The sequence below is a fragment of the Janthinobacterium sp. GW823-FHT03B06 genome (genome assembly GCF_058796955.1).
Genome location: NZ_JBXAJE010000007.1, coordinates 344,144 through 365,314, shown reverse-complemented (window position 1 = coordinate 365,314; position 21,171 = coordinate 344,144). Strand labels below are relative to the sequence as shown.

Genomic DNA, 21,171 nt, shown 5'->3' with positions numbered 1-21,171 from the left:
GCACAAGCATGCACACGCCCCGCGACAACGACACCCCTATCTCGCTGCTGATCGCCGACGACCACCCGCTGATCCTGGCCGGCCTGGCCTCGCTGATCGCATCGCTGCCGGGTTTACGCCTGCTGGGCCAGGCCGGCACGGGCAGCGCCGCCGTGGCGTTGTACCGGGAGCTGCGTCCCGACGTGGTGCTGATGGATTTGAACATGCCGGAAATGCATGGCGTCGAGGCGATCGAGCGTATCTGCGCGGACGACGCGCAAGCGAAGATCGTCATCCTCACCACCTACCAGGGCGAAGACAGCGTGCACCGGGCCCTGCGCGCCGGCGCGCGCGGCTACCTGCTGAAGGATTCCGGCTTCCTGCAACTGACGCAATGCATCGGCCAGGTGGCCGCCGGCAGGCACTATCTGCCGCCGGAACTGGCGGCGCAGCAGGCCGGCCGCATCGAGGCGAACCGCCTGTCGAAACGCGAGCACGACATCCTGCTGCACCTGTCTGCGGGCAAGAGCAACAAGATGATCGCGCGCAGCGCCGGCATCGAGGTGGGCACCGTCAAATTTCACGTAAATAATATTTTGACCAAGCTCAACGTATCAAGCCGCACCGAGGCGGCCACGGTGGCCGCCCGGCGCGGCTTGCTGGGCGCGTTCTAGCTGCCGGGAACCGGGGTCAGACCCGCCGGGTCTGACCCCGGCATTTACGCTGCATCATCATCCAACTTTGCCGCGGCCTTGGCCAGCGCTGGCTTCGCTTCCACGCCGCTGATCTTCGGCACGCATTCGCTGCGCAGCCACGATACCGTCACGGCTTCGCCCGCCATCAGGCGCTTGACGCTGGGGACGATCTGTTCGCCGATCAGCATGCCCAGCAGGCCGATCAGGGCAATGGCTGGCGGCGCCGGCGAGCGTACCTGCAGGACGGCATAGATGATGCCAACCAGCAAGCCCACGGCCAGCGAAATCACATATAACTTCATGGCGCATTCCTTTCGATGAAAAAAAACGCCGCGCGCGGTCAGGCGCGCGGCGCATGGCATGGCCGCGCGGCGTTTACTTGGCCGGCACCGGCGCCAGGGTGGCGTGTTCGCCATGGATGCGCTGCGGCGCCTTGTGCACCATCGTGTAGGCATAATCGACCCCCATGCCGTAGGCGCCCGAATGTTCGCGCACGATGGCCATGACGGCGTCATAGGTCGCCTTGTGGGCCCAGTCGCGCTGCCATTCCAGCAGCACCTGCTGCCACGTCACGGGCACCACGCCGGCCTGGATCATGCGCTGCATGGCGTAGTCGTGCGCTTCCTTCGAAGTGCCGCCCGATGCATCGGCCACCATGTAGATCTCGTAATCGCCTTCGAGCATCGCGCACAGGGCGAAGCTGTTGTTGCACACTTCCGTCCACAGGCCCGAAACGACGACTTTTTTCTTGCCGTTGGCGGCCAGCGCATCGCGCACCTTCTGGTCATCCCACGAATTCATCGAGCTGCGCTCGAGGATATCCTTGCCGGGGAAGACGTCCAGCAGTTCCGGATAGGTGTGGCCGGAGAAGCTTTCCGTTTCCACCGTGGTGATGATGGTGGGGATGTTGAACACCTTGGCGGCCTTGGCCAGGCCCACGGTATTGTTTTTCAGCGCCTGGCGATCCATCGACTGCACGCCGAACGCCATTTGCGGCTGCTGGTCGATGAAGATGATCTGGCAATTGTCGGGGGTAAGGACTTCCAGTTTCGGATTGGTCATGATGTCATCCATGAAGAAAGGGTTGAGTGGGTACTGCCGTGCATCGTATGCCTGGCGGCGTGCCCGCACCACTATCTAAATATAGGCTCCCCCCGAGCAATCCCCCTCTGCAGGCTGGCGGGCGCTGCGGTAAAATACCTTTTGCTTACCATCTTCCGACGACTCTTGATCGATCACTCCTCTTTGCCAGGCAACGTCATGCGCAGCGATACGGCAGCGATACGCGTGCTCATCGCCGACGACCACCAGTTGCTGCTCGATGGCATCGCGGCCCTGCTGCGCGCCTTTCCCGGCGTGGCGCTGGTGGGCCAGGCCACCGATGGCCAGCAGGCGGTGCAGCAATTTGACGCGCTGCAGCCCGATGTCACGCTGATGGATTTGCAGATGCCGCGCATGAGCGGCCTCGATGCCATCGGCGCCATCCGCGCGCGCCATCCGCAGGCGCGCATCATCGTGCTGACCACCTACAAGGGCGATACGCAGGTGCTGCGCGCCATCCGCGCGGGCGCGTGCGGCTATGTGCTGAAAAGCGCGCTGCGCCACGAATTGCTGGCGGCGATACAGAACGTGCATGCGGGGCGGCGCCACATCACGCCCGAGATCGAGGCGGAGCTGGCCCTGTATGCCTGCAGCGACGTGCTGTCGAACCGCGAACTGGACGTGCTCAAGCAGGTCGCGCAAGGCAATTCCAACCGCGAGACGGGCGCCCTGCTGCAGATCAAGGAAGAAACCGTCAAAGCGCACATGAGCACCATCCTGGCCAAGCTGGGCGCCAGGGACCGCACCCATGCCGTCACCATCGCGCTACGGCGCGGCATCCTCGACGCCTGAACGGCGCCAGCGCTGCCACCAGCGTCGCAAGGGCCCGTGCGCCGCAGGCCAGGCGCGCCGCGCCGGTACCCGCAGGCGCCACTGCGTGCCGCCCCCGTCGCGCCCGTCCACGGACAGGCGCGCACCGAGCCTGGCGGCGCGCTCGCGCATGCCGGGCATGCCCCAGTGTCCGGGAATCTGTCCGTTCGCCGCGACCACCGGCGGCAAGCCCTGGCCATCGTCGCGCACGACCAGTTCGATGCCGCCGCGCGCATAGCGCACCGCCACCTCGACCACCTGCGCACGCGCGTGCTGGAAGGCATTGCGCAGCGCTTCGCTGGCGATGCGGTAGATTTCGTGCGCGGCGCGCGCATGCAGCATGCGCGCCTCGCCCTCCTCCGCATAGCGGAACACGATGCCGTGCTGCGCCGCCAGCCGTTCGCCTTCGCGCCGCAGGATGGCGCTCCAGCGCGCGCCGCCATCGTCGCCGGCGCGCAGGTCGTGCACATGGTCGCGCCCCTCGCCCAGCATGCGGTCGGCATCGTCGAGCGCGCGCAGCATGGCGGCGCGCGCGGGATCATCCTCGGCGATGGCCATGCTGGCATTGTGAAAGTGCAGGATCATCGCCTGCGTGCCCTGCAGCAGGGTATCGTGCAGCTCGCGCGCGATGCGTTCGCGCTCGGCCTGCTGCGCCTCCATCCGCACCTGCAGGCGCGCGGCGTGCTGGCGCAGCCGCCAGCGGTAGGCGCCGTACGCGGCGGCCAGCAGCAGCGCCGCGCACAGGCTGCGGAACCACCAGGTCTGGTAAAAGGCGGGCAGCACGCGGAACGGCAGCTGCGCCACAGCGCTGTTCACGCCATCGCCATTCGCCGCGATTAGCTCGAAGCGGTAGCTGCCCGGACCCAGGCCCGTGTACTGCGCCAGGCGCCGGCCGCCCGCCTGCTGCCACTGCGTATCGTAGCCGTCGAGCCGGTAGCGGAACTGCAAACGCTCCGGCGTGCCCAGACTGGCGGCGTTGTAATGGAATTGCACGTCGCGCGTGCCGGCCGCCAGCTGCAGGCCGGCGCTTGCGGGCGGATCGACGCGCCGGCCGTCCGCCAGCAGCGCGCCGATTTCCACGCGCGGCGCCGGCAAGGCCGCAAGCGCCTGGCGCGGATCGATCCAGAACGTCGCGCTCTGGCGCGAAAACCAGATCCTGCCATCGTCCGCTTCGGCCACCGAGCGGTTGTGCAGCATGCCGATGCTGCCGTTCAAGCCATCGACGGCGTCGTACGAGGTGGCGCGCATGGCATGGGCGGCGTCGCGCAGCGCCAGTTCCACTTGCGCGGCGGAGATGTGCGCGGCGCCGCTGCCATGATTGAGCCACAGGCTGCCGTCGCGCGCGCGCAGCAGGCCCACCACGCCCTCGGTGGCGCTGGCCGGCTCGCTGCGCAGGGCGACGAAGCGGCCGCCGCGCCACAGCGCCACGCCACGCTGCCCGCCCGCCCACACCTGCCCGTGGTATTCGATCAGCATGGGAATCTTGCCCAGATCCAGGCCCTGCGCGGGACCGAAGGCGTGCAGCCGCCCCTTTTCCAGCATGGCGACGCTGCCATCGGCATACGACAGCCACAGGCGCCCGGCCGCGTCGGCCAGCAGCGCCAGCGGCACTTTCGCGCCGCCATCGGGCAGCAGCGGTTCGCGCCGCCAGGCCCCGTCGCGGTACTGGAAAACCCCGGCGCCGCTGAACACGCCCCAGATGCTGCCATCGGGCGCGAGCACGCCGGCGCGCATGCGCTTGACCGCGGCCGCGCCCGAGGGATAGGCGATCGTACGCAGCACGCGCCCATCCTCGCCGGCCAGCTGCTGCAGGCCGGCGCGGGCCGCCACCCACAGGCCGCCCGGCGCTTCCAGGATAGCGCTGACGGGCCCCAGGCGCGGCGCGCGCAGCACCGTGCCGTCGGCCCGCGCCAGCAGCAGCGGCCCCAGGACGTCGTCGCGCGACAGCCACATCGCGCCTGCCGGCCCGGCCAGCATTTCCTGGGTACGGAACACTTCGGCCACATCGGGCGCGGCACGCGTGCGCAGGACCACGGGCGCGGCCTGGCGGAAACGGTCCAGGCCGCCGTACGTGGAAACCCAGACATTGCCTTCATTGTCGTCGCACATGGAGCCGACGAGGACATTGCTCAAGCCATCGCGCGGCAGGAACGATTCCGTGTCGCTGCTGATGCCCAGCTGCCCCGGCGCCAGCGCGCCGCCGCTGCGCGTGCGGTGCAAGCCGTACTGGCTGTCGAACCACAAGGTGCCCGCGCGGTCGACCAGCATGCTGCCGCTGGTGCCGCTGGTATCGCGGTAAATCCACCGATGATCGAGCTGCTCGTAGCGTTCCAGCGACTCGATGATGCGGATGCCGCGCATCTCCAGCAAATAGATGCGGCCGTCGGGTCCTTGCTGCGGCGGCGCGCGCAGGTCGAGCCGGCCGATGGGCGGCGCGAAGCGCGACTGCGTCGCCTGCCATATAAACAGGCCGTTTTCACTGAACACGGCGATGCGGCCATCGCGGTCGGCAAACACGGCGGACGCCTTTTGCGCCGTGTAGCCCTGCGCCGGTCCCATCGCCTGCCAGCGCCGGCCATCGAAGCGCGAAATGCCGGACACGCCGGCCGCCCACACGGCGCCGTCGCCGCCGATGGCAAAGCCCCAGATGGCGCCCGCCTGCACGCCCTGCGGCTCGGCGTAATTGCGCACCACGCCATCCTTGACGTGGCTGATGCCGCCCACTTGCCAGCCTATCCACATGCCGCCGTCGGTGGCGCGCTTGAGCGCCAGCGCCACCGTGTCGGGAAAGCTGCCCTGGCGCGCGCGCACGGGCTCGAAGCGCAAGCCGTCGAAACGGCGCACGCCCGCATGCGTGCCCAGCCACAGGAAGCCGTCATTGCCCTGTGTCATGACGATGATATCGTCGGGCGCGCCGTCGCTGGCCGTCCAGCGCGTGTGCTGCAGCTGATGGATGCCGCGTGCGGCATCGATTGCCAGCCCGCAAGGACTGGCCAGCATGAGTATCAGCCACAGCAGGAAGGCGCGCATGGCGGCTGTCAGGACACGGGCACGGCGGTCCGTCCGCTACGCTGCTCCACCACGATCAGGCCGCCCAGCAGCACCAGCGGCACGGCCAGCGCCGCGAAACCGAAGACCAGGTAGCCAAAGCCGGCAGCGATGGCGCCCAGCGCAAAGGCCAGCAGCGGCCAGAAGAACTTCCCGCAGCGCGCGCGCGTGCCCCCATCGGCCGCGCCGCGCAGCACGTCGACGGTGTCGAGCACGATCTGCGTCACGTTCCCCGTCATCATGGAGGTGGGCGCCAGATGCGCCAGCAGCAGACGGCTGGTGGCGCTGTGCACGCCCATGGCGGCCGTGCCCAGCAAGCCGGCCAGCATCGCCAGCGTGCTCACTTCCTTGCCGAGCGGCTCGGCCAGCACGCCGAACACCATGAAACCGGCCAGCAAGATCCATTGCAGCAGGAAGGCCAAGGTCAGCGCCGGACCGCCACGGCGCTCGATGGCCAGCACCATCAGGCGCGTGACGACGATACCGGCGATAAAGGCGGGAAAGGCGAGGATTTTCAGCAGGATGGGGATGCGCGTCGGTTCGGCCAGCGCGGCGCCGATCAGCACGAAGTTGCCCGTGACATGGGCGGTAAACAGGCCGAACAGGGCGATGAAGCCCAGCGTATCGACATACCCGGCCAAAAAGCCCAGGCTGGTGCCGTATAAACGGCTGTGTGGTGCTTGATCCATGAGGACTCCCTGCGATGTGGTAAACCGCGATAAACAATGCATCCGGACGCATGCCCAGCCGCTACTGCCGGCATGGTAATCCATGTCGCGCACCGCCGCACCCGCCCTTAGACCAGTCGGCGCGCCGTCATACCTGCCATACCTGATCTTTTGACCCGTGTCCGCTCCCGGGCCCTGGGCTACACTGACCGCAGATCCTGGCCGCGCCCCGGCCTCCCCCCGCATTGCCACCATGGAGCCGCATCATGACCGAACCGACCCTTTCCTCCGCCGCGCCGCTGATACTGATCAACGGCTGCTTCCACACCGTCGACAAGTCGTGCCCGCAGGCGAGCGCCGTGGCCATCGCCGACGGCAAATTCCTCGCTGTCGGCGATGCCGACGACGTCATGCGCCACCGCAAGCCGGACAGCCGCGTGATCGACCTCGGTGGCCGCACCGTCATTCCCGGCCTGAACGACTCGCACCTGCACCTGATCCGCGGCGGCTTGAACTACAATCTGGAACTGCGCTGGGAAGGCGTGCCCTCGCTGGCCGACGCCCTGCGCATGCTCAAGGATCAGGCCTTGCGCACGCCGAACCCGCAATGGGTGCGCGTGGTCGGCGGCTGGAACGAATTCCAGTTCGCCGAAAAGCGCATGCCGACCTTGGATGAAATCAACGCGGCCGCGCCCGACACCCCCGTCTTCATCCTGCACCTGTACGACCGCGCCCTCTTGAACCGCGCCGCCCTGCGCGTGGTCGGCTACGACAAAAATACGCCGAACCCGCCCGGCGGCGAGATCGTGCGCGATGCGGCCGGCAACCCGACGGGCATGCTAATCGCGCGGCCGAACGCGATGATACTGTATGCGACCCTGGCCAAGGGCCCGACCTTGCCGCGCGAACTGCAAGTCAATTCCACGCGCCAGTTCATGCGCGAACTCAACCGCTTGGGGCTGACCAGCGCCATCGATGCGGGCGGCGGCTTCCAGAATTATCCGGAAGACTACGCGGTGGTCGAGGAACTGGCGCAAAAAGAGCAGCTGACCATCCGCATCGCCTACAACCTGTTCACGCAAAACAAGGGCCGCGAACTGGAGGATTTTGAAAAATGGACGGAGATGGTCACGCCTGGCCAGGGCGACGATTACTACCGCCATAACGGCGCCGGCGAAATGCTGGTGTTTTCCGCCGCCGACTTCGAGGATTTCCTCGAGCCGCGCCCGGACCTGGCGCCCGGCATGGACGACGAACTGGAAAAGGTGGTGCGCCACCTGGTCTCCAAACGCTGGCCCTTCCGCCTGCACGCCACCTACGACGAATCGATCGACCGCATGCTGACGGTCTTTGAAAAGGTCAACCGCGATATCCCGTTCGACGGCCTGCACTGGATGTTCGACCACTGCGAAACCATCACGCCGAAAAACATCGACCGGGTCAAGGCGCTGGGTGGCGGCATCGCCATCCAGCACCGCATGGCCTTCCAGGGCGAATACTTCGTCGACCGCTACGGCGCGGAAGCGGCCAAGGCCACGCCGCCGATCGCCCGCATGCTGGCCTCGGGCGTACCGGTGGGCGGCGGCACGGATGCCACCCGGGTCGCCAGCTACAACCCGTGGACGGCGCTGTACTGGCTGGTATCGGGCCGCACCGTGGGCGGCTTGCGCCTGTACGACGCGGGCAGCCGTTTGTCGCGCGACACGGCGCTGGAACTGTGGACGGCGGGCAGCGCCTGGTTCTCGAGCGAGCAAGGCAAGAAGGGCCGCATCCAGGAAGGCATGCTGGCCGACCTGGCCGTGCTGAGCGCGGATTTTTTCAGCATCGATGAAGAGGAGATCAAGTCGATCGAATCGGTGCTCACCATCGTCGGCGGCAAGATCGTCTACGGCCAGGCGGAATTTTCCCATCTGGCGCCGCCAGCCATCCCCGTGCTGCCCGACTGGTCGCCCGTGAAAAACGTGGCCGGCCACTACCGCGCCGCGCCGCCGCAAAAGACCAGCGCCATGCAACAGCACCAGTGCCAAGGCGCCTGCGGCGTGCACGCCCACGCCCACGACGTGGCGCGCAAGAGTTCCGTGCCCGTCTCCAGCCATTCCGGATTCTGGGGCGCGCTGGGGTGCAGCTGCTTTGCGTTTTGAGGCATGGTGATGCGTGCATTCTCATGCGCTGCCGGCGCCCTTGCGCTGGCGGCCGCCCTGCCCAGCCAGGCGCAGGAAAACGTGCAGCTGTACGGCCGCCTGAACGTGGCGCTCGAAGCGCTGCACTCGTCCGGCAGCGGCGACAGCGTGCAGCGGCTGTCAAACAACCGCTCCGTGCTCGGTTTTCGCGGCACGGAAGACCTGGGCGGCGGCTGGCAGGCGCTGTTCCAGGTCGAGGGCACCCTGGCACCCGACTCGGGCGCCGGCAGCCTGGCCGCGCGCGACACGCGCGTCGGCATTGCCGGACCGTGGGGCACGCTATTTGGCGGCAACTGGACCCTGCCCTACAACAGCGCCACGTCCGCGCTCGACCCGTTCTATTCCACCACGGCCGGCTACATGAGCTTGATGGGCAATGGCTCCGCCTCGAACGATAGCAATACCAGCAACACCTACTCGTTCGACCGGCGCCAGCAGAACAGCCTGCATTACTGGTCGCCGCCATGGCAGGGCTGGTCGCTGCGCGTGGCGCGCGGCATGGGGGAAGAGCGGCCCGCCAGCGGCGCGCATCCGGCACTGACTTCGGCCGCATTGATCTACGACGGCGGCGCCCTGTACGCCACCCTGGCGCAGGAAGACCATCACGACTACCAGGGACGCGGGCTGACCGACCGTGGCAGCAAGCTGGCGATCGCCTGGCGGATCGACAGTGCCACGCAGCTGGCGGTGGCAGTGGAAAGCCTGCGCTATGCGACGCCCACGGGTGAGCTGCGCCGCCGCACGGCCTACTTTTCCGCCACGCGCCAGTTCGGTCCCCACGGCTTGCGTTTCGGCCTGGCGCATGCCCAAAGCGCCAGCGGCGGCGCGCTGGAAACCATCGGCACGGTGCGCGCGGGAACCGGTACGGGCGCCACCCACGCCACCGCCGGCTACGACTACCAGCTGTCGAAACGCAGCAGCCTGTATGCCTATTACACGCGCCTGGCCAACGGCAGCAACGGCGTCGCCGACTTTGCCATCAACAGCCTGGGACGCGACGCAGCAACCAAGGGCGCCACCTTGTCGGGCGTGGCGCTGGGAATCCGGCACAATTTCTGAGCCACGATTTCCAATACGGCGGTTTTCGTGGACAGCCCCGCGCGCGGCGGGTACAGTCAGCAATCGGCAACCAGGGCGGGCATCCACAGACAAACACCATGAAGCGAGCATCAGCTCCAGCGCGCAGCGACTGGGTCAAGTGCGCCGAACCGGTACAAGGGGTCGAACGCATCGAGGCATGGTTCAAGGGCAAGGCCTATGCCATGCACCGCCACGACACTTACGCCATCGGCCGCACGCTGGCGGGCGTGCAGCGTTTCAGCTACCGCCGCGGCCAGCGCGACAGCCTGCCCGGCAATACCATGATCCTGCATCCCGACGAGGCGCACGATGGCCAGGCGGGCACCGACGCAGGCTTCCGCTACCGCATGCTGTATATCGAACCGGCGCTGCTCCAGGATGTGCTGGGCGGACGCGCGCTGCCCTTCATTGAAGGCGGCGTGTCGACCGATCCCCGCCTGGCGGCGGCCACGTCCGCCTTGCTGCCGCACGACGGCCACCCGCTCGAAGCGCTGGAACAGAGCGAGGCGCTGGCCGAGCTGGCGCATGCGCTGGCGGCGGCGGCCGGCACGCCGGCGCAACGTCCAAAAGGCGACTTCCTGGCGGCGCGGCGCGCGCGCGACTACTTGCAGGCGCACTGCACCCACGCCGTCACCCTGGCGGAACTTGAAGCGGCAACGGGACGCGACCGCTGGAGCCTGTCGCACGACTTTCGCGTCTTCTACGGCACCAGCCCGTACCGCTATCTGACGATGCGGCGCCTGGAAATGGTGCGGCGCCTGCTGCTGGCAGGCAGCACGCTCGCCTCGGCCGCCATGGCCGCGGGCTTTGCCGACCAGAGCCACATGACGAGACATTTCCTGAAGACCCATGGACTGACGCCTGGCCGCTGGCTACGCTACGCCAGCGGCCAAGGCTGAAAACACCCACGATCGTTCAATACGGCCGGCAGGCGCCTGCGTATTCTGGCTGTATCGCCACTTGAACGGAGCACAGCATGACTATCACCACCACCACGCGCGGCCAGGGCCGATCCATCGACCTGGCAGGCAAGGTCTCCCTGTTAGAGGGGCACTGGCAGCCGCGCGTCATCGCCGAAATGAATGACTACCAATTCAAGGTCGTCAAGGTACTGGGCCAATTCCAATGGCACCGGCACGCCGATACGGATGAAACCTTTATCGTGCTGGACGGCGAATTGCGCATCGCCCTGCGCGGCCCTGGCTACGCGGAAGGACACGCCATCGTGCTCACTGCCGGCCAGATGGCCGTGGTGCCCAAGGGTGTCGAACATAAACCGTGCGCCCTCGCCGAAACCAGGCTGCTGCTGATCGAGCCGCGCGGCGTGGTCAACACGGGCGACGGCGACGCGGGCGAGCGCACTGTGGAGAACGATCAGTGGATCTGAAGCAGGAAAGATAACAGTGACAAAAACAAAAAACCCGCTGACTTTTGCAAGTCAGCGGGCTTTCTGATGAAACCTGGTGCCGTTGGCCGGAATCGAACTGGCGACCTTCACATTACGAATGTGCTGCTCTACCAACTGAGCTACAACGGCGAAGACCCACATTCTACAAACAATGCACAAAATTTGCTAGTGTCAACGCGAACTTTTTTGCATTTTTTTAGCAGCCCGGCTGCGGGCCGCTGAAAATCGTGGAAAAGTGCGGCTTTTTTACTCGGCGTGATACGCGGTGACGCGGGCCACTTCGTCCTTCGAGCCGAGGAAAACGGGCACGCGCTGGTGCAGCTTGTGCGGGGCGATGTCCATGATGCGCTGCTGGCCGTCGGTGGCCGCGCCGCCCGCTTGCTCGACGATGAAGGCCATCGGGTTCGCTTCGTACATCAGGCGCAGCTTGCCCGGCATCGAGGTGTCGCGCAGGTCGGCCGGGTACATGAAGATGCCGCCGCGGTTCAGGATGCGGTGCACGTCGGCCACCATCGAGGCGATCCAGCGCATGTTGAAATTGGTGCCGCGCGGGCCCGTGTCGCCGGCCAGCAGTTCGTCGACATAGCGCTTCACGGGCGGATGCCAGTGGCGCGCGTTCGACATATTGATGGCGAATTCCTTCGTCGTCGGCGGAATCTGCATATTGCTTTGCGTGAGCACCCACGAACCCATTTCGCGGTCCAGGGTGAAGCAATTCACGCCATTGCCGAAGGTCAGCACCAGCATGGTTTGCGGGCCGTACACGGCGTAACCGGCCGCCACTTGCTTGCTGCCCGCCTGCATGAAATCCTTCTCCGTCGGCTGCCCCATGCCGTCCGGCGCCTTCAGCACGGAGAAGATGGTGCCGATCGAGACGTTGACGTCGATGTTCGACGAGCCGTCCAACGGGTCGAACAGCAGCATGTATTCGCCCTTCGGATAGCGGTTCGGGATCGGGTGGATCGATTCCATTTCTTCCGACGCCATGGCCGCCAGGTGGCCGCCCCATTCATTCGCTTCGAGCAAAATCTCGTTGGAGATGATGTCGAGTTTTTTCTGTACTTCGCCCTGCACGTTTTCCGTGTCGGCCGTGCCCAGCACTTCACCGAGGGCGCCCTTGCCGACGGCGTGGCTGATGGTTTTGCAGGCGCGCGCGACGACTTCGATCAGCAGGCGCAGTTCGGCCGGAATGCTGTTGTTCGAGCGCTGCTCTTCAACCAGGTATTGCGTAAGACTGATGCGTTTCATGAAACCCCTTCGTTAGTTTTAAATACGTCTCGTTCGGTACCTGTCGGCTTACGCGCCCCTGGCGCTAAGCCGACCTACGAAATCATGACGCCGTGTAGGTCGGATCAGCCCGCAGGGCGTCATCCGACAGCCGTCAATTGGCCAATGCCTTGGAAACGACTTCCATCACGTCGTTCGACAAACTGGCCTGGCCGGCGACTTGCTCCAGCGCCGTGCGCATGTGGTTTTGCAGCGCCGGCACGTAACGGCGCCAGCGGTCCATGGAGCGCGCCAGGCGCGCGGCCACTTGCGGGTTCAGGGCGTCGAGCGCGATGACCTGCTCGGCCCAGAAGACGTAGCCGCTGCCGTCGGACACATGGAATTGCGATGGATTGCCGTTGGTGAAATTGAAGATCAGGCTGCGCGCGCGGTTCGGATTCTTCAAGGTGAAGGCCGGATGCGTCATCAGCTGGCGCACGGCTTGCACGTCGGTCGTCGGCGCGGCCGCCTGCATGGCGAACCACTTGTCGACCACCAGCGCCTCGTTCTCGAAGTCGGCATAGAAGCTGGTCAAGGCCGCCTGCGCATGCGGCTGCGAGCCGGAATGAATCAGCGCCGCCAGCGCCGCGGCGCGGTCCGTCATGTTGCCGGCATTGTCGAACTGCAGCCGCGCCAGGTCCAGCTCCGCAGCTTCGGGCGCGATCAGCAGATACGACAGGGCCAGGTTTTTCAGCGCGCGCTTGCCGGCCGACAGGGCGTCGGGGCTGTAGTCGCCCGGCGTCTGGTTGGCGTGGTATTGCGCCAGCAATTCAGGTTTCAGGGCTGCCGCGATGGTGCGGCGCATGAACTGGCGCGCCGCATGGATCGCCTGCGGGTCGACTTGCGCCATGCGCTCGGCGATGATGGTTTCCGACGGCAGGATCAGGGCCAGCTCGCGGAAGGCAGGATCGAGGGTGTCGTCGGCCAGCAAGGCGCGCTGCGCGGCGATGAAGGTGTCGTCCAGCGCCAGGGTCTCGCCGGCGGCGACGGCGGCGGTCAGTTTCAGCAGGCGCTCCATGGCCAGGCGCTGGCCCGCTTCCCAGCGGTTCACGGGATCGCTGTCGTGGCGGAACAGGTGCAGCAGCTCCGCGTCGGTATAGCCGTATTCGAGCACCACGGGCGCGGAAAAATCGCGCAGCAGCGATGGCACGGGTTCTTCCGTCACCTGCGTGAAGCGGAAGGTCTGCGACGCCTGCGTCAATTCCAGCACGACGCTGGCCGCGCCGTTCGACGCCACGCCATCCACGTGCAGCGGCAGGTCGCTGCCATCGGCAGCCAGCAAGCCGACGGTGACGGGAATGTGGAAAGGCAGTTTTTTCGGCTGGCCCGGCGTGGCGGGGCAGCTTTGCGCCAGGGTCAGCTCGAACGTCCGGCTGGCGGCGTCGTAGCGCGTGGAAGCGGTGACGACGGGCGTGCCGGCCTGGCTGTACCAGCGTTCGAACTGGCTGAAGTCGCGGCCATTCGCGTCCGCCATGGCGGCGCGGAAGTCGTCGCACTGCACGGCCTGGCCATCGTGGCGTTCGAAATACAGGTCCATGCCCTTGCGGAAACCGTCGCGGCCGACCAGGGTCTGGTACATGCGCACCACTTCGGCGCCCTTTTCGTAGATGGTGACCGTATAAAAGTTATTGATCTCGACGAAAGAGTCGGGACGCACGGGATGCGCCATAGGGCCCGCGTCTTCGGGGAACTGCGCCTGGCGCAGGGTGCGCACCTGGTCGATGCGCGTGACGGCGCGGCCCGTGTCCGTGCCGATCATGTCGGCCGAGAATTCCTGGTCGCGGAACACGGTCAAGCCTTCCTTCAGCGACAGCTGGAACCAGTCGCGGCACGTCACCCTGTTGCCGGTCCAGTTATGGAAGTATTCATGGCCCACCACCGCTTCGATGCCTGCGTAATCGACGTCGGTCGCCACGCGCGGATTGGCCAGCACATACTTGGTGTTGAAGATGTTCAGGCCCTTGTTTTCCATGGCGCCCATGTTGAAGTCGCCCACGGCGACGATCATGAAGCGATCGAGGTCCAGCTCCAGGCCGAAGCGCTCCTCGTCCCAGCGGATCGAGTTTTTCAGCGACTGCATGGCGTAATCGGTCTTATCGAGGTTGCCCTCTTCCACCCACACCTGCAGCAGCACTTCGCGGCCGGACTGGAGCGTGTAGCGCTCTTCCTGGCATACCAGGCGCGCGGCGACCAGGGCGAACAGGTAGGACGGCTTCTTGAACGGGTCTTCCCACTTGGCGTAATGGCGGCCGTCGCCCAGGTCGCCCTCTTCGATCAGGTTGCCGTTCGACAACAGCACCGGATAGTGTTCCTTGTCGGCGCGCAGCATGACCGTGTACTTGGCCATCACGTCCGGGCGGTCCGGGAAGAAGGTGATGCGGCGGAAGCCTTCCGCTTCGCACTGCGTGAAGAAATTATGGTTCGACACGTACAGGCCGGACAGCGAAGTATTGTCCTGCGGCGCCAGCACGGTCTCGATATCGAGCGTAACATCGTCCGGGGCCTTGGGGATGGTCAGCATGCCGGCCGTCAGCTTGTATTGCGACGGTTTCAGCTGCTTGCCGTTCAGGCGCACCATCACCAGCTCGATGTGTTCGCCATGCAATTCGATGCTGCGGCTGGAGCTGGCCGGGTTGTGGCGCATGCGGATCCGGCTCGCCACCACTGTGCGGGCGGGATCAAGATCGAAACCAAGTTCGACGCTGTCGACCAGGAAGCTGGGCGGCGTGTAATCTTTGCGGTAAATCGTCTGAGGGCTGTCTGTGCGCATAGGGATTTGGGTGGGAGCGGAGGCAAAAGCCTATTTTACCAACACCAGCCCCCCGATAGTCGCGATTCAGCTCAGGAATGTTGGATTCCCTTACACGCCGACATACCAGGTAACATTCTGTAATAATGAATAGAAACAAATAGAACTATTCTTATAATACTAAGCGATGAATTGCGTCTACTAATCAGGAGGTCATGCAATGAAACGATATCTCACCATCATGATGGCCGCATTGACCGTGTTGCTGACCGGATGCGCCACCACCATACGCAGCGATGTGACCGTCTTCCATGAGTGGCCTGCGCAATTGCAGGACAAATCGTATGCGTTTGAAACGCCAGATGCCGAAAATGACACGCTGGAATACCGCAGCTACCAGAACCTGGTGCGCGCGGAACTGGCCAAGCACGGTTTCGGCGAAGCTTCCGGCCCTGCGGCAGCCAATTTGCGCGTGGCAATGCATTTTTCCACCGTCGACTATCCTGAGCGCGTGCTGCAAGCCACCGACCCATTCTGGTATGGTCCTGGCTACTGGCCTGGCCGCTACGGCTACCGCTACGGCGCATGGCCAGGCTATGGCCGCTTCGGCTACAACCCCTACTGGTATGGCCCGATGGATGTCGAGGAAAGCGTGCGCCACAAATACGAGCGCGAATTGCGCATCACGATCAATGACCGCAACGGCAAGAAACTCTACGACGTGACCGTGCAATCGACCAGCAACAAGCGCGCCACCTCGCAAGTGATGCCAGCCATGGTAGCGAGCGCCTTTGCCGACTTTCCCGGCCAGAGTGGCGTGCCCCGCAAGGTCGAAGTGAAAATAGAATAATTTCGTGGCAAGACAAAAAAACCGGCTGGTGCAGCGATGCGCCAGCCGGTTTTTTCATGCCTGTTTTATGCCTATGAGTAATACGCCTCGGCGGCAAAGGTGAGCGCGCCGATCAGCGCCACGGCCAATAACAGCACGAGCAGCAGGCGGCCGAATTTCGGCGTGCCGTCACTGCCGCCGCTCATGGCACGATGATGGTCGAACCGGTCGTCTTGCGCCCTTCCAGGTCCGTGTGCGCCTGGGCGATATTGGCCAGGCTGTAGCGCTGGTTGATCTCGATCTGCACTTCGCCGCTGCTGACGACGCCGAACAGCGAAGTGGCCATCTCTTCCAGGTTGGCGCGGTTCGAGGCATAGCTGAACAGGGCCGGGCGCGTGATGAAGAGCGAACCGCGCGACGCCAGTTCGCTCAGCGTAAATGCCGGCACGGGACCGGAAGCGTTGCCGAAGCTGACCATCATGCCCAGCGGCGCCAGGCAGTCGAGCGAACCCGTAAAGGTATCCTTGCCGATGGAATCGTAGACCACGGAGACGCCCTTGCCGCCCGTGATCTCGCGCACGCGCTCGACGAAGTTTTCCGTGTTGTAGTTGATGACGTGGGCCGCGCCGTGCGCCTTGGCCAGCGCCGCCTTTTCATCGGAACCGGCCGTGCCGATCAGATTCACGCCCAGCACCTTGGCCCATTGGCAGGCGATCAGGCCCACGCCGCCCGCGGCCGCGTGGAACAGGACGGTATCGCCCGCCTTCAGCGCCACAGTGCGGTGGAACAGGTATTGCACCGTCAAGCCTTGCAGCATCATGGCGGCGGCCGTATCGAAACCGATGCGCTCGGGCAGCACCAGCAGCAGGGCCGCCGGCAGGTTGCGCTGCTGCGCGTACGCGCCATTGATGCGCGCCGCATAGGCCACCCGGTCGCCGACCTTCACTTCCGTGACGCCCTCGCCCACCGCCTCGACGATGCCCGCGCCTTCCACGCCCAAGCCATTCGGCAGCGGCTGCGGATACAAGCCCGTGCGGAAATACACGTCGATGAAATTGAGGCCGATGGCCTCGTGTTTCACACGCGCCTCGCCGGGGCCGGGCGGCGGCAGTTCCACGTCCACGTATTCCATCACTTCAGGGCCGCCCACGCGCTGTACGCGGATGGCTTTGGTGGTAATCGTTGCGCTCACAATATGCTCCTTGAAGAAGAATCGGGAAAAACGTCAGGCGGCCGCGCTGGCCCGCGCCTGCAGTTGCGACAGCACCAGGTGCGCCGACGACAGATTCGTTGCGCACGCCACGTTGTGCACGTCGCAGGCGCGCACCAGGGCGTTGATGTCCGGCTCGTGCGGCTGCGGCGTCATCGGGTCGCGCAGGAAAATCACGCAATCGATCAAGCCTTCCACCAGCAGCGAGCCGATCTGCAAGTCACCGCCGAACGGGCCCGAATGCTTGCGCTCGACGGCCAGGCCCAGCTCGTTGATCAGGCGGCCGCCCGTCGTGCCCGTGGCCGACAGTTCGCAGCCCTTGAGGAAATCCAGGTATTCGCCCGCCAGGGTAATCATGTCATCTTTTTTCTTGTCGTGGGCAATCAGGGCGATGCGTGTTTTCATGGTGCGGACCATTTCAGTGAGTGAAGGAATTATTTCTTTTTCGACAGCAAGTAAATACCGGCCAATACCAGGCTGGTGCCAGCCAGTTGCCAGTTGGTGATCGGTTCGTCGAGGATCATGGCACCGAGGAACAAGGTCGACACGGGGCCGATCATGCCCGCCTGCGAAGCGACGGGCGCGCCGATGCGTTCGACGGCGATCATCGTCATAAAGACGGGCATCACCGTGCAAAAGATGCCATTGAGCAAAGACAAGCCATACACGGGCATGGGCTGGATCAGCAATTCGACGGGGCGCAAAATGAAAAACTGGGCGATGCAGGCAAAGCTGGCCACGCACATCGCGTAGCTGACCAGGCGCATGGAGCCGATACGTTTCACCAGCTCGCCCGAGCCCAGCAGATACACGGCATACGAACAGGCCGAGCCCAGCACGAGGGTGGAACCGAGCGCCACATTGCTGGCGCCGCCCTGCAAGTCGTGCACGAACACCAGCACGATGCCGCAATACGAAGTGAGCAAGGCCAGCCACTGCAGGCGGCTGATGCGCTGCTTGAAGTACACGGTGGTAATCAGCAGCACGAAGGTGGGCGTGAGAAACAGGATCAGGCGCTCGAGCCCCACGGAAATGTATTGCAGGCCCAGGAAGTCCAGATAGCTGGACAGGTAATAGCCGACCAGGCCCAGCCCGACGAGGCGCCAGCGGTCGCTGTTTGATAACGGCGGCTCCGTGCGCATCTTCCACCAGGCGATGACGGCGAACACGGGCAGCGAGAAGATCATCCTGAAGGCGATCAGGGTGACGGCGTCGATCTGGTAGCGGTACAGCAGCTTGGCGACGATGGCCTTGGTGGAAAACAGCACCGCCCCGCCCACGGCGATGGCCAGGCCACCGAGATAGACGGAACGGGGAATAGATGGAGGGGTTGCTTGCGGGGAACTGGAGCTCATGCCCAGATTGTAATGGCAAAAGCCAAAGGCGGCGTGGGTGGGGCGTAGGTCGGGTTAGCCCAAAGGGCGTAACCCGACACCACCGCAATGTAACCCGACACCACCGCAACGTAACCCGCCCCCCATCCCCGCCAACCATGTTGTCGGATTACGCGCGGCATGGCCGCGCTAATCCGACCTACCCTTTACGCCACCACCACCGCCGCCGCGCCCGCCGTCACTGTGGCCGTCGTCACGCGCGCAATCACGTTCGACGGCGCCGCCGTGCCGATCAGTTTATTCACCTGCTTGAACTGCGCCACCAGCTTGCCTGGCGTCAAGGTCACCACCGTGTAGCCCTGCGCATCCGTATTCAAATGCTTGATCCACGGATTGTTGCCAAGGCCCGATAATTGCTGCGCCAGGCCCAGCAGGGTCACGCTGAAGTCAGTGCTCACTTTCAAGCCAGCCTGCACGGCTGATACGGTCGCGTCCAGCTGGGCTTCCGGCACGCCCTTGGCGGCCAGGGCGCCGCGCAGTTGCACGCGCAACTGCTCCAGCAGGCTGTCGACGGTGGGCGCCGTCTTGCCCATGGTGTAGTCGAGCAGGTTGACGTCGAGGTTGACCGTGCCCAGGCCCGTGACGGGAATGGCCAACGGATAACTGACGAGAGTGCCGATGTCGCCCAAGGCGCCAGCGGCCGACTTCAGATAGCTGAAGAAGGAATCCGAGCTGACGCCCGCCGAGACCAGGTCCACCATGACGGGCGTGCCGCCGCCGGCCGCGTCGAAGTCGTCGCTGACCGTGCCGGCAAAAAACGAGTGGATATCGCCGGTAATGGCGACCACATTGCCGATGGCGTTGTTTTTCAGGTGCGCCATCAAATTCTTGCGCTCGCTGTTGTAGCCATCCCACTGGTCGCAATTGAGCAGAAAGCGCGTGAAGAACGGCGCCAGCGCCGCTTGCTGGCCCGACGCGGCGACAAAGCTGGACGCCGCGCCCTTGGCCTGCACGTCGGGCTTGATCCAGCCGAAGGCGATCACTTGCGCGGCGGCCGCAGGCGAGCCGCTGTTGTAGGCGGCTACCGTGATGCCGGCCTGGGCCGCGCTCAAGCCGGCTCCGACGGCAGCGGCGCCCTGCGCGCCGGCATTGGCTGCCGCGCCGGCAATGGCCATGGCCGCCGCCTGCGCCACGGACTGCGATGCACCGGCCGTCGAGGCGGCCACGATGGCGCAGGCCAGCGGCACGCTGCCGCCCACCAGCGGCAAGGTGCCGGCGATGGCCTGGCCCACGTTCGACATCGCGCTCAGGGCCAGCAAAGTGGCAATCGCATCCGTGCCATTCAAGCCCATGCGCAGCAGGGACACTTCATTGCCCCACAGCTTCCAGGTCGAGGTGGCCGCCTTCATCTTGCTTTTCCACCAGTCGCGCTGCGTGCTGCCCAGCATGGCAACAAAGGCCAGCGAGTCGGCACCGGCTTTGGTGGCGGCCGCCATTTTCTGCCCTTCCACGCTGTCGAACAGCGCTTGCGGCACCAGGTAGCGGCTGCCGATGCTGCCCAGCGGCTTGCCCGTGGCCGGGTTGATCGTCGACTCGGCGATCGCATGGTCGGCGCGGTACAGGCGCTCGTCCGTCATCACCAGCTGCATCAGTTTGCCGAACTGGAAATCGCGGTAGATCTGGATGTTCTGGAACGTTGTCGCGGCGGCATCGAACGTGACGTCGGCCGGCATGTATTCGAACCATGCCTGGTTGGCGCTGCGGCGGCGGGCCGGCTGGTGCAGATCGCTGCCATCAAGCGCCACGATGCCTTCGTAGGTGGAGGCATCCTGCCAGGCGTCGTCCGTGAATTCATGGTCGTCCCAGATGGCGATGAAGGCAAAGCGCTCGTGCACAGCTTGCAGGCGCGTATCGGTGCGGTATTTCTTGTACAGGTAGCGGTAATCGGCCACCGTGGTCGCGTATTTCGCGCCGGAGGTGCCGCTTTTATACGTGCCGTCGGGCAATTTCAGTTGGTCGTGGCGGCTTTCCACGGCGCCGCTCTGGAAGGCCTCGCCCACCGTTTCATAGATGTAATCGCCCAGGTGGACGATGAAATCGAGCGATTCGTTGGCGGCGATGTGCGACAGCGCGCCCCAATGGTTGATGCTCCAGTCCTGGCACGTCAGGTAGGCGAACTGCAGCTGCGACACGTCGCTGGTCGCGGCGGGCGCCGTCTTGAAGCGGCCCACGTTGGAGCGCACGTCGCCGGCGATGAACTGGTAAAAATACACCTGGCCCGGCTGCAGACCCGTCACCTTGTGGCGCAGCGTATTGTCGAAATCGGCTTTCAGGGGCAGCTTGGCGTCGACGATGGGCGTGCCGGCCAGGGCCGTATTGCCGCCCAGGGCGGCCGTATTGTCGCTGGCGCTGACGATCAGGCGCACGGCCACGTCCGACTTGCCGGCCACGGCGGGCGCGACGGCGTCGAAACTGGCTGGCACGACGCGCGTCCACAGCATGGCGCTGTCGGCACGCGGGTCGCCCGAGGCCACGCTTTGCGGGAATTTCCAGTCGCTGCCCGAGGCCAGCGGCACGCCAGGATCGCTGTGATCGGTGCTGCCGCAGGCGGCAAGGCCGACGGTGGCCACGGAAACCGTAATAAAGCCGCCCAATTTCAGAAATTGCCGCCTGTCCATTTGACTTGCCATGATGTCGCGCCCTCGATATGGTGAAAGCGCGTCACTTTAGCAACAGATTGTGTCATCCTGATGACGGAGCCATGCCGCTTCGCAGGGGGCCGATATGCTAAAATGTCGGCCACAATTGAACACC

General features: G+C 65.1%; 17 protein-coding genes and 1 tRNA gene. 7 read left to right on the top strand and 11 right to left on the bottom strand.

The annotated features are described in order from the left end of the window. Window positions 1-8: 8 nt before the first annotated feature. A complete protein-coding gene (locus AC1RBA_RS22800) occupies window positions 9-653 on the top strand; it encodes a response regulator (protein ID WP_121670342.1) in 645 nt (214 codons plus the stop codon). A 44-nt stretch (window positions 654-697) separates the two neighbouring features. Here AC1RBA_RS22800 and AC1RBA_RS22795 read toward each other — a convergent pair whose 3' ends face one another. Together AC1RBA_RS22795 and AC1RBA_RS22790 are read right to left on the bottom strand one after the other, a co-directional pair. Further along, a complete protein-coding gene (locus AC1RBA_RS22795) occupies window positions 698-976 on the bottom strand; it encodes a XapX domain-containing protein (protein ID WP_121670343.1) in 279 nt (92 codons plus the stop codon). Window positions 977-1,049: 73 nt separating this feature from the next. Next, window positions 1,050-1,736 carry a hydrolase gene (locus AC1RBA_RS22790; protein WP_035828118.1) on the bottom strand — a complete coding sequence of 229 codons (687 nt, stop codon included), beginning with the start codon at window positions 1,734-1,736 and terminating at the stop codon, window positions 1,050-1,052. Window positions 1,737-1,934: 198 nt separating this feature from the next. On the opposite strand from AC1RBA_RS22790, the gene AC1RBA_RS22785 reads away from it, so the two are divergent. After that, complete coding sequence (locus tag AC1RBA_RS22785) at window positions 1,935-2,567, top strand: response regulator transcription factor (protein ID WP_070287889.1); 633 nt, start codon at window positions 1,935-1,937, stop codon at window positions 2,565-2,567. Here AC1RBA_RS22785 and AC1RBA_RS22780 read toward each other — a convergent pair. Together AC1RBA_RS22780 and AC1RBA_RS22775 are read right to left on the bottom strand one after the other, a co-directional pair. After that, complete coding sequence (locus tag AC1RBA_RS22780; protein ID WP_492419890.1) at window positions 2,541-5,615, bottom strand: sensor histidine kinase; 3,075 nt, start codon at window positions 5,613-5,615, stop codon at window positions 2,541-2,543. The genes AC1RBA_RS22785 and AC1RBA_RS22780 overlap by 27 nt on opposite strands. A gap of 8 nt (window positions 5,616-5,623) precedes the next feature. After that, window positions 5,624-6,322 (bottom strand): YoaK family protein, encoded by a 699-nt coding sequence (locus tag AC1RBA_RS22775; protein ID WP_492419889.1) that lies wholly within the window; start codon window positions 6,320-6,322, stop codon window positions 5,624-5,626. Window positions 6,323-6,567: 245 nt separating this feature from the next. Between AC1RBA_RS22775 and AC1RBA_RS22770 the strand changes: the two genes are divergently transcribed. The 4 genes from AC1RBA_RS22770 (at window position 6,568) to AC1RBA_RS22755 (ending at window position 10,948) form a co-directional block, all read left to right on the top strand. Then, on the top strand, window positions 6,568-8,442 hold the full coding sequence (locus tag AC1RBA_RS22770) for an amidohydrolase (protein ID WP_492419888.1): 1,875 nt from the start codon (window positions 6,568-6,570) through the stop codon (window positions 8,440-8,442). Window positions 8,443-8,451: 9 nt separating this feature from the next. Then, the gene (locus AC1RBA_RS22765; RefSeq protein ID WP_492419887.1) at window positions 8,452-9,540 is read left to right on the top strand and encodes a porin; all 1,089 of its coding nucleotides are present in this window, start codon (window positions 8,452-8,454) and stop codon (window positions 9,538-9,540) included. A gap of 98 nt (window positions 9,541-9,638) precedes the next feature. Continuing rightward, complete coding sequence (locus tag AC1RBA_RS22760; protein WP_492419886.1) at window positions 9,639-10,460, top strand: AraC family transcriptional regulator; 822 nt, start codon at window positions 9,639-9,641, stop codon at window positions 10,458-10,460. A 77-nt stretch (window positions 10,461-10,537) separates the two neighbouring features. Beyond that, window positions 10,538-10,948 (top strand): cupin domain-containing protein, encoded by a 411-nt coding sequence (locus AC1RBA_RS22755; RefSeq protein ID WP_070310315.1) that lies wholly within the window; start codon window positions 10,538-10,540, stop codon window positions 10,946-10,948. A gap of 74 nt (window positions 10,949-11,022) precedes the next feature. On the opposite strand, the gene AC1RBA_RS22750 is transcribed toward AC1RBA_RS22755, so the two are convergent. The 3 genes from AC1RBA_RS22750 to pepN form a co-directional block, all read right to left on the bottom strand. Beyond that, a tRNA-Thr gene (locus tag AC1RBA_RS22750) sits at window positions 11,023-11,098 on the bottom strand. Window positions 11,099-11,215: 117 nt separating this feature from the next. Next, entirely contained in the window at window positions 11,216-12,217 is a 1,002-nt protein-coding gene (locus AC1RBA_RS22745; protein ID WP_070287874.1) for a class 1 fructose-bisphosphatase, read from the bottom strand. 133 nt (window positions 12,218-12,350) lie between these two features. Further along, window positions 12,351-15,005 (bottom strand): aminopeptidase N, encoded by a 2,655-nt coding sequence (gene pepN, locus AC1RBA_RS22740; protein WP_492419885.1) that lies wholly within the window; start codon window positions 15,003-15,005, stop codon window positions 12,351-12,353. 199 nt (window positions 15,006-15,204) lie between these two features. On the opposite strand from pepN, the gene AC1RBA_RS22735 reads away from it, so the two are divergent. After that, entirely contained in the window at window positions 15,205-15,834 is a 630-nt protein-coding gene (locus AC1RBA_RS22735; RefSeq protein ID WP_230502363.1) for a DUF4136 domain-containing protein, read from the top strand. Window positions 15,835-16,015: 181 nt separating this feature from the next. Here AC1RBA_RS22735 and AC1RBA_RS22730 read toward each other — a convergent pair whose 3' ends face one another. The 4 genes from AC1RBA_RS22730 to AC1RBA_RS22715 all read right to left on the bottom strand — a co-directional run bounded on the left by AC1RBA_RS22730 (window position 16,016) and on the right by AC1RBA_RS22715 (window position 21,047). Next, window positions 16,016-16,945 carry a quinone oxidoreductase family protein gene (locus tag AC1RBA_RS22730; protein ID WP_070224409.1) on the bottom strand — a complete coding sequence of 310 codons (930 nt, stop codon included), beginning with the start codon at window positions 16,943-16,945 and terminating at the stop codon, window positions 16,016-16,018. A gap of 93 nt (window positions 16,946-17,038) precedes the next feature. Further along, window positions 17,039-17,428 (bottom strand): methylglyoxal synthase, encoded by a 390-nt coding sequence (locus tag AC1RBA_RS22725; protein ID WP_034786684.1) that lies wholly within the window; start codon window positions 17,426-17,428, stop codon window positions 17,039-17,041. Between the two features lie 29 nt (window positions 17,429-17,457). Beyond that, window positions 17,458-18,378: a DMT family transporter gene (locus AC1RBA_RS22720; protein ID WP_070287867.1), complete on the bottom strand. Its 921-nt coding sequence runs from the start codon at window positions 18,376-18,378 to the stop codon at window positions 17,458-17,460. A 185-nt stretch (window positions 18,379-18,563) separates the two neighbouring features. After that, window positions 18,564-21,047, bottom strand: a complete 2,484-nt coding sequence (locus AC1RBA_RS22715; RefSeq protein WP_492419884.1) for an alkaline phosphatase D family protein — start codon at window positions 21,045-21,047, stop codon at window positions 18,564-18,566. Between the last annotated feature and the right edge of the window lie 124 nt (window positions 21,048-21,171).

Coding starts and splice junctions, on each gene's coding strand:
- AC1RBA_RS22800 (WP_121670342.1), top strand. CDS start 9: ATGCACACGCCCCGCGACAACGACACCCCTATCTCGCTGCTGATCGCC.
- AC1RBA_RS22795 (WP_121670343.1), bottom strand. CDS start 976: ATGAAGTTATATGTGATTTCGCTGGCCGTGGGCTTGCTGGTTGGCATC.
- AC1RBA_RS22790 (WP_035828118.1), bottom strand. CDS start 1,736: ATGACCAATCCGAAACTGGAAGTCCTTACCCCCGACAATTGCCAGATC.
- AC1RBA_RS22785 (WP_070287889.1), top strand. CDS start 1,935: ATGCGCAGCGATACGGCAGCGATACGCGTGCTCATCGCCGACGACCAC.
- AC1RBA_RS22780 (WP_492419890.1), bottom strand. CDS start 5,615: ATGCGCGCCTTCCTGCTGTGGCTGATACTCATGCTGGCCAGTCCTTGC.
- AC1RBA_RS22775 (WP_492419889.1), bottom strand. CDS start 6,322: ATGGATCAAGCACCACACAGCCGTTTATACGGCACCAGCCTGGGCTTT.
- AC1RBA_RS22770 (WP_492419888.1), top strand. CDS start 6,568: ATGACCGAACCGACCCTTTCCTCCGCCGCGCCGCTGATACTGATCAAC.
- AC1RBA_RS22765 (WP_492419887.1), top strand. CDS start 8,452: ATGCGTGCATTCTCATGCGCTGCCGGCGCCCTTGCGCTGGCGGCCGCC.
- AC1RBA_RS22760 (WP_492419886.1), top strand. CDS start 9,639: ATGAAGCGAGCATCAGCTCCAGCGCGCAGCGACTGGGTCAAGTGCGCC.
- AC1RBA_RS22755 (WP_070310315.1), top strand. CDS start 10,538: ATGACTATCACCACCACCACGCGCGGCCAGGGCCGATCCATCGACCTG.
- AC1RBA_RS22745 (WP_070287874.1), bottom strand. CDS start 12,217: ATGAAACGCATCAGTCTTACGCAATACCTGGTTGAAGAGCAGCGCTCG.
- pepN (WP_492419885.1), bottom strand. CDS start 15,005: ATGCGCACAGACAGCCCTCAGACGATTTACCGCAAAGATTACACGCCG.
- AC1RBA_RS22735 (WP_230502363.1), top strand. CDS start 15,205: ATGAAACGATATCTCACCATCATGATGGCCGCATTGACCGTGTTGCTG.
- AC1RBA_RS22730 (WP_070224409.1), bottom strand. CDS start 16,945: ATGGAATACGTGGACGTGGAACTGCCGCCGCCCGGCCCCGGCGAGGCG.
- AC1RBA_RS22725 (WP_034786684.1), bottom strand. CDS start 17,428: ATGAAAACACGCATCGCCCTGATTGCCCACGACAAGAAAAAAGATGAC.
- AC1RBA_RS22720 (WP_070287867.1), bottom strand. CDS start 18,378: ATGAGCTCCAGTTCCCCGCAAGCAACCCCTCCATCTATTCCCCGTTCC.
- AC1RBA_RS22715 (WP_492419884.1), bottom strand. CDS start 21,047: ATGGCAAGTCAAATGGACAGGCGGCAATTTCTGAAATTGGGCGGCTTT.